The organism is Bradyrhizobium genomosp. III (assembly GCF_000261705.1).
GTDB lineage: Bacteria > Pseudomonadota > Alphaproteobacteria > Rhizobiales > Xanthobacteraceae > Bradyrhizobium > Bradyrhizobium ottawaense.
Genome location: NZ_AJQF01000289.1, coordinates 1 through 2,295 on the forward strand (window position 1 = coordinate 1; position 2,295 = coordinate 2,295).

Genomic DNA, 2,295 nt, shown 5'->3' on the forward strand with positions numbered 1-2,295 from the left:
CGGAGCACGAAGAACGTGGATGCCCGGGACGAGCCCGGGCATGACGGCTTGTGGGGATACGGATCACCACAAACAAATCCGCCGGAGGTTGGCCTCCGGCGGATCGTCTCATTCAGCAATCATGCTCGGCGTTACGCCTTCATGCTCGCCTTCACGGCTTCCGCCGTGATCGGCAGTGCCCGCACACGGGCGCCTGAGGCGTTGAAGATGGCGTTGCCGATGGCAGGGGCGACCACGGTGACCGCGGGCTCGCCGACGCCGGTGGCCTTCTCGCCATTGGCGATCACGGTAACCGCGACCTCGGGCATCTGGCTCATGCGCAAGGGCGTGTAGCTATCGAAATTGGTCTGCTCGATGCCACCGTCCTTCAGCGTCGCCTTCTCGTACATCGCCAGCGACAGGCCCCACAGCGCCGCGCCCTCGACCTGGGCACGGATATTGTCGGGATGCACCTGCGTGCCGACGTCGGTTGCGACCGTGAGCTTCTTCACGGTGACCGCGCCCGACGGCGCCACCGCGACATGGGCGACGCACGCCGTCCAGCTTGCGGTCGCGCGCTCCTGCGACGAGACGCAGGCAACCCCCATGCCCTCGCCTTTCGGCAATGGCCTGGTGCCGTAGCCCGACAGTCCCATCGCGGCGAGCAGTGTGTTGCGCAGCCGCTGCGCGCCGCCGTCGTTCTTGCCGGCGCCGTCGAGCAGCGAGATGCGGAACTGCGCGGGATCCTTGCCCGTGGCCGCCGCGATCTCGTCGATCATGCTTTCGACCGCCCAGAAGGTCCAGCCCGGCGCCACCGAACGGAGCTGGCCGGACGGCGTGGCGTTGTGCGCGAGCTCGTTCTTGATCGCGCGCACATAATGGTTGGGCACGGTGTAGAAGAAGTCGGCGCCGTTCACCGTGAAGCTGTCGAGCGGACCCTTCTTGTCGACCGAGGGCGTCAGGAAATCGGGGATTCCCCAGCGCGCGGTCGGCCAGGCCGAGACCACGTCGTGGCTGAGCGCGACGAGCTTGCCGTCGCCGTCCACGCCGGCCTTGACCTTTTGATAGGTGAGCGGACGCGAGAAATCCATCGTCATGTCGTTCTCGCGCGAGTAGATCACCTTGACCGGCTTGCCGACCGCCTTCGCCGCCTGCACCGCCGGAATCATCATGTCGGCATCGAGCCTGCGGCCAAAGCCGCCGCCCAGCCAATGCTGATGCATCACGACGAATTTCGGATCGATCCCGGCCGCACCCGCAGCGATCGCGCCGGAGCGTGTCGCGAACTGGTTGCCGGAATAGATGTGCAGGATGTCGCCCTTGAACTCCGCAGTGGCGTTCATCGGCTCCAGCGGCGCATGGATGTTGATGCTGGTGGTGTACTCCGCCTCCACCACCTTGGCCGCCGAACCGAAGGCCGCGTTCGGATCGCCGTCCTTGACGAAGAACTGGCCGGAATCCTCCAGGCCCTGAAGCCGCTTGGCCTCGTCCAGCAGCGACTGGCTCGACAGTTTTGCGTTCGGACCGCCGTCATAGGCGATCTTCAGCGCATCCGCCGCCTTGCGCGCGTTGGCGTAGGTGCTCGCCACCGCGACGACCCAGCCGGAGGTGGTTCCGGTCTTGTCGTCGAGGATGACGGCTTTCATGAAGCCGGGCACCTTCTTGGCATCGCTGTCGTCGACCGACTTCACCGTCGCGCCGAAGCGTACCGGCGGGGTCACCACCTTGCCGTAGGCCATGCCCGGCAGCATCACGTCGATGCCGTACTTGGCGGTGCCATTGGTCTTGGAGGGGATGTCGAGCTGCGGCACCGACACGCCGATCATGGTGTATTGGTCCGGCGTCTTCAGCTTGATCGCCTTCAGCTCGTCCGGCGTGAAGGTCTTGGTCGCCTTGCCGCTCTTGACGATGTCGGCAAACGACATCTGCTTCTTCGACTTCGGATGCGAGACGATGGAATCGCGCACCACCAGCTGGTCCTTGAAGTAGGGCGGCAGCCCCATGGCTGCAGCGGCGGCCTCCGTCAACGCAATGCGACCGGCCGCACCCGCCCGGCTCATCGCCTCGAAGTTCATCATGGTCGACCAGCTGCCGCCGGTGATCTGTGCGCCGAGCACGGGATCGTTGAACTTCGGATCGTTGGAGGCGAGCGCGACGCGCATGTCGCTCCATTTCGCGCCCAACTCCTCGCAGACGATCTGCGCCATGGTGGAGGCGATGTGCTGGCCCATGTCGGCCTTGCCGCAGGTCACGGTGACGAGACCATCCGGCGAGATCGCATACCAGACGCTCGGCTCGAAATTGGCGGGGGGCGCA

1 protein-coding gene is annotated in these 2,295 nt (G+C 65.6%); it reads right to left on the minus strand.

Features of this window, described 5'->3' with window-relative positions; translation table 11 throughout:
- Window positions 1-131 precede the first annotated feature (131 nt).
- Window positions 132-2,295: xanthine dehydrogenase family protein molybdopterin-binding subunit (locus tag IC66_RS0124435; protein ID WP_038949406.1), on the minus strand; the 2,164-nt coding region annotated here is incomplete at its 5' end.